Origin of the sequence: Sphingobium sp. ba1 (assembly GCF_000743655.1) — a bacterium.
Lineage (GTDB): Bacteria > Pseudomonadota > Alphaproteobacteria > Sphingomonadales > Sphingomonadaceae > Sphingobium.
The window spans coordinates 1,267,189-1,272,516 of sequence record NZ_JPPQ01000069.1 but is presented as its reverse complement, the minus strand read 5'-3'; the positions used below and the strand labels follow the sequence as shown (position 1 = coordinate 1,272,516).

The 5,328-nt window shown below is 56.9% G+C and carries 6 protein-coding genes; 3 read left to right on the top strand and 3 right to left on the bottom strand.

Annotated elements, in window-relative coordinates:
* Both IL54_RS25355 and IL54_RS24080 read left to right on the top strand, forming a co-directional pair.
* A partial coding sequence (locus tag IL54_RS25355) for a hypothetical protein (RefSeq protein ID WP_237748831.1) occupies positions 1-229 on the top strand: 229 nt, incomplete at its 5' end.
* A 229-nt stretch (positions 230-458) separates the two neighbouring features.
* Positions 459-1,952 carry an Eco57I restriction-modification methylase domain-containing protein gene (locus tag IL54_RS24080; RefSeq protein ID WP_156106182.1) on the top strand — a complete coding sequence of 498 codons (1,494 nt, stop codon included), beginning with the start codon at positions 459-461 and terminating at the stop codon, positions 1,950-1,952.
* On the opposite strand, the gene IL54_RS09190 is transcribed toward IL54_RS24080, so the two are convergent.
* The 3 genes from IL54_RS09190 to IL54_RS09180 all read right to left on the bottom strand — a co-directional run bounded on the left by IL54_RS09190 (position 1,930) and on the right by IL54_RS09180 (position 4,514).
* Positions 1,930-2,808 (bottom strand): hypothetical protein, encoded by an 879-nt coding sequence (locus tag IL54_RS09190; protein ID WP_037475012.1) that lies wholly within the window; start codon positions 2,806-2,808, stop codon positions 1,930-1,932. The genes IL54_RS24080 and IL54_RS09190 overlap by 23 nt on opposite strands.
* Positions 2,774-3,043, bottom strand: coding sequence for a helix-turn-helix domain-containing protein (locus IL54_RS22910; RefSeq protein ID WP_076605561.1), 270 nt, complete (start codon positions 3,041-3,043; stop codon positions 2,774-2,776). Before IL54_RS22910 ends, IL54_RS09190 begins: the two co-directional genes overlap by 35 nt.
* A gap of 166 nt (positions 3,044-3,209) precedes the next feature.
* Positions 3,210-4,514: a dicarboxylate/amino acid:cation symporter gene (locus IL54_RS09180; protein WP_037478221.1), complete on the bottom strand. Its 1,305-nt coding sequence runs from the start codon at positions 4,512-4,514 to the stop codon at positions 3,210-3,212.
* A 299-nt stretch (positions 4,515-4,813) separates the two neighbouring features.
* On the opposite strand from IL54_RS09180, the gene IL54_RS09175 reads away from it, so the two are divergent.
* On the top strand, positions 4,814-5,328 hold a 515-nt coding region (locus IL54_RS09175; protein ID WP_037478219.1), incomplete at its 3' end, for a M20/M25/M40 family metallo-hydrolase.

The following is a 5,328-nucleotide window of genomic DNA, read 5'->3' as shown; positions in this document are numbered from 1 at the left end:
TAACACGATGGCCTGGTTTTACGCCGCCGAATGGCCGACTTTTGCTCCGCCGTTGACAGGGGGGGTGGTGCTGTGCGAAGCTTGTGAAGTTCACACTGTTGCAGGGTTCGATTTTGCTGGGATTGGGGTTTGCAGGGCGGACTTCGCAATAGGAAGGTTTTTGCGAAGTTTTTGTTCGCGTGGTGAGTATGTGCAGCGGGAGGAACGGCGGCGAAATAGCCGGTCCTGACCTTCTATGTTCAGAAAGCTGCCCTTCGCATGACACCGCCCGTTACGTTCCCGCCTGATTTTCCTCCGAGCATGATCAGGCCCCGCCCTTGAGGAAGGACGATGATGATGTCCTAACATATGACGCAGGACAGCCTGAAGTCTCACTCATGCGCGAGAGCAGCAAAGGGTTTGCATCTCAAGCCATCCGAGTCTATAGATGATTATAAGTATCACAGTCAAGGCAGGATATGGCAAGCTCACCGACCCAGCAGTCAACCCTGAAGCAGTATTTCACCGAAGCTTATGAGGTAAACTCGGCTATGGCGAAGCTCTTGGGCGACGTGAATGGACTTAGAATCCTTGAGCCGAGTGTTGGAAATGGAGCTCTCCTGAGCGGTCTACAAGGATCACCTGCACATATAGACGCCGTAGATGTAGATGCGTCTGTCTTAGCCCTAACTAAGCAGCGATTTTCAAGTCTGCCCCTAAACACTCACAGGGCAGACTTCATCGACATGTTTGCGAATGGTCTTATGCTGGCTGGCTTATCCCCTTTCCGCCGCGACTATGATGCTGTAATTTCAAATCCGCCTTTTGGTCTTTTTTTTAGTCCAGAGTATCGGAAGCGCCTGAAAGCATCTTTTCCCTATCTGTACGTGCGCGAGTCGTATGGCTTGTTCTTGGCTTTCTCGCTCATGATGCTCCGTAAAGGTGGAAGATATGTATTCCTCCTTCCCGACACCTTTCTTACAAGTACCAACCACTCACCCTTGCGTCAGTATATATATAAGCATGGCGAGCCGACGCATGTGATCCGCTTTCCATCAAAGCGCTTCGAGACAGTGAACTTCGGCTATGGCAACCTCTGCATTATCGCTGGGTCCAAACGCTGCGCTACCGAAAATACAATGTTGACATGGATCGAAGCGTTTGACGGAAAGTGCCCGCTCTTGGATCAGCCCGAAAACGCCGTGTTCTCGATCACCGGATCTTGTCTAGAAAAATCCCTTGATAGCGGTTGGCGATCCAGCATGGGCCAAGTGCGATCTGAAACGGAAAGTTGGACCACGTTGGGTCAAGTGGCAGAGTGCAAAACGGGAATATATACAGGCGATAACTGTCGCTTCATTGGCTACGACCCTGCTCGGGTCACAAAGCGCCTCAATGGTCACTCGATCCATTGGGAAAGTGTCTATGAGGGAGATCTATCTTCGGACCAGCGTCAGCACGGCCTAGATACTGTCGTCGCTTATGTGCCCCTTATCAGAGGTGGCCATCGTGCCTTTGTCGATAGCACTGCATGGGCGCTCCGCTGGGACCGCGAGGCAGTCGTCTTCTACAAAACAAACAAGAAGGCGAGACTGCAAAATTCCAGCTATTATTTTAGACCGGGAATTGCTGTACCAATGGTGACATCTCGCCGACTTTCGGCTTCGCTGATGGATAGTGCTGTTTTTGACCAAGGGGTTGTTGGAGTCTTCCCACATGATCAAGAGGCGCGTGAGGCAATCCTGCTTTATCTCAACTCCTCGAAGGCGACCGAACTGCGTAACGAAATTGTGAACGGCAGCGCCAACAACTCAGCAAACTACCTCAAGCGACTCCCCGTCCCACGCTTCGGGCCAAAGGATTATTCGGAGGCAAAGCGGATCGTATCGGTGGCCGTTGCTGAAAATTTCTTGCAAGTTGATACATGCGATAGTTTCATGCAGCCCTTTTTTACCAAACAAGATAGGATGTAAGGTCGGTGGGTTGGTTCTTTAAATATCGATAAAAACCGTCGCTTAGATCGTCCCGCCAGTCTATAACTTCGTCCCGCACCAATTGGATGTCAGCGCCAGTTATTTCCTCAATTTTTTTGTAGGTATCGGCTCCGGTATAAACTTCCCATAAATTTGACCGACGTAGAACCTTCAAATAATTGTTGTTTTCATCCTGGCGGACCAAGAGCATTAGCTTGGTTCTATGGTCCCATATGTGATATGCTCGACCAACAGTAAGCAATCGTAACATGTTGCCTTTTTCATTGGATCCAAAGCCGCTCTTAAAATCAATGACATATGGTATGTCCGCTTTCCGGAAAACTTCGTCCTCCTTCATATTGATTTCGCCAACGATCTCGAACAGCGTCGAGACGTCCGTCATCACCTCCTTAGCCTTATCATGTGTTCCAAGATTGGCAGTTATCCGCTGAAGTAGCGCTTTACGCACCTCGGCAAAATTAGGAGCGTCCATTCGTACGACGGTCGTGTCCGCCGGGTACGTCCAGGCTGTTCGACAAAATGCCTCCCAGAGTTCACCGATGCGTCTTGAAAATGCCATATATTCATATGGCCAGACTTGATGGCGATATTCCAACCCAGCGACGGTACAGCAATATTGGATGACTAAAGCTGCGGTCCCACGATCTACCTCCCACATCTGTAAAATAGATGCAGACAGATTATCACGTTCTTCAGCGACCAGCGCGTTTACTTGCTGAGCTTTTTGCTGATGGGTCAGCGCAAGCTTAGAAATTCGCTCCACTGATGGAGCGAGGCGAGAGTGAAGCCGCAACAGGATTTCATTCTTGTCGAGCATTAGCGGAATCACCTGCATTTAGAGCATCGTTGAAAAGCTCATGCAGGGCGACATCGAGAGCGCTGGCGAGCTTCAGAATGTTCTTCAGGCTTGGGTTCCTCTCGCCTCGTTCAATTCCGCCTACATAGGTGCGGTCAAGACCACATGCGTCGGCAAGATCCTCTTGAGACAGTCCAGCCCTCAGCCGAAGAAAACGGACGCACCGGCCCAGCCGGGTTCTCTCGTTCTCGAAAGAGGCGTTCGCTCTTTTCATCCTGTCCTGCAAGCGGGACAGATGATTCTAAGTACACGGACTATAAGTATCAACTCTCAGCGCACCGCGGCGGTTTTGCAGCCGTTCTGCTTTCCAAGTGCAGGATGATGAACGAACGGCAACTTTTGGGACGGATATGGGCACCAGCGAATGACCACAATTGGCGCTATCCCCCCACCAACGCCCCCTCGCCATAATAAGCGGCCTCGTCCAATATCCCCTCGCGTTTCGCGACGACCACGCCGACCAGCACTTGGCCCGCGACGTTCACCGCCGTGCGGCCCATGTCGAGGATGGGGTCGATGGCGAGCAACAGGCCTGCGCCTTCGAGCGGGAGGCCAAGCGTCGAGAGGGTAAGGGTGAGCATCACGACGGCGCCGGTCAGGCCTGCGGTTGCGGCGGAGCCGATGACGGAGACGAGGGCGATCAGGGCATAGTCGAGCGGGCCAAGGGGAATGCCATAGAAGCCTGCGACGAAGATGGCGGCGAGCGCGGGGTAGATCGACGCGCAGCCGTCCATCTTGGTGGTGGACGCAAGCGGGATGGCGAAGGCGGCATAGGCTTTGTCGACGCCGAGCCGCGCGGTGACGGCTTCGGTGACGGGCAGGGTGCCGACCGAGGAGCGGGAGACGAAGCCCAACTGGATGGCGGGCCAGGCCTTGGCGAAGAAGGGCAGGGGCTTGAGGCCATGGGCGAGCAGCAGCGTCGGATAGACGATCAGCAGCACGATGCCGAGGCCGAGATAGATGGCGCCGGTAAAGACGCTCAGCCTTGCGAGCGCGTCCCAGCCATAGGTGGCGACCGCCGCGCCGATCAGGCCTGCCGAACCGACCGGCGTCAGGCGGATGACCCAGCCGAGTAGCGCGCGCACGACCGCGAGCAGCGAGCGGACGAAGGCGAGGAAGGGTTCGGCCTTCTCCCCGACTTTGAGCGTGGCGAGGCCGACCGCGATGGCGATGACCAGTAATTGCAGGATGTTGAAGGAGAGGCTGGTGCTGGCGGTGCCGTCGGGCGCGATCTTGGTGCTGCCGCTCAGCGCCAGGCTGTTGCCGGGGACGAGGCCTTTGAGAAAATCGAGCCAGCCGCCGACCGCGTCGGGCTGTTTGGCGGCGAGCGCGGCGGTGCCAAGGCCCATGCCCGGCTGGACGATGATGCCGATGGCAAGGCCGATGCTGACCGCGATCAGCGCGGTGATGGCGAACCAGAGCAGCGTCTGCCCCGCCAGCCGCGCCGCATTGTCGAGCGCGCGCAGATTGGCGATCGACGCGACGATGGCGGCGAAGACGAGCGGCGGGACGATGGCTTTCAATAGCGCGACGAAGATGGTGCCGACCGTCTGGAGCGCGGTTGCGAGCCAGTTGAGGTCGCCATCCGGCCCTGTGCCCATGGTCCGGGCGAGGAGGCCGAGCGCCAGCCCTGCGACCATGCCGACCAGCACCTGAAATCCGAAGCTGCGATAGGGGAGGGTCATGGGCGCAAATCCTTTGGGCGAACGGCGTAGCATATGGGGGAGTGGCGCAGGATTGCGCGCAAGCAATAGTTGGGCGGGGTTTAGTTTTTGGCGGGGGGGTGTCTTTACATCCTCCCCCGGTGGGGGAGGTGGCAGCACGTAGTGCTGACGGAGGGGTGTTGCGCTATCGAGAGGGTGACACCCCTCCGTCTGGCCTGCGGCCAGCCACCTCCCCTGCAAGGGGAGGATGGGTGCGGAGGATTGGCGGTTGCCTGTCGCTGTGCCACATTGGCGGTCTGACGAAATCGAGGGGCAGGTTTATGGGGTGGCGGTGTGGGTTTCTGGCGGGCGTGGCCGCGATGCTGCCGAGCGGCGCGATGGCGGCGGCGGACCCGGTGGTGGCGAAGGATATCTTGATGCGCTCTGTTGCCTTTCGTACGGTCGAGGGGGCGGGCGAGGTGCCGAAGCTCGCGGCCTATTATGCGTCGGTGCTGAAAGGCGCGGGCTTTGCCGATGCGGATGTCGTCATCACGCCGATGGGCGAGACGGCGACCTTTGCCACGACGATCCGGGGGCGGGATGCGACGCTCAAACCGTTGCTGATGATCGGCCATATGGACGTGGTGGCGGCCGACCCGAAGGATTGGACTCGCGATCCGTTCGTGCCGGTGGAGGAGAAGGGCTATATTTTCGGGCGGGGCGCGGAGGATAATAAATATGACGTCGCGATGATGGTCGCGACGCTGGCGCAGTTGAAAAAGGACGGCTGGACGCCGCGCCGCACCGTAACGCTATTGTTGTCGGGGGACGAAGAGACCGCGATGGTGACGACGCG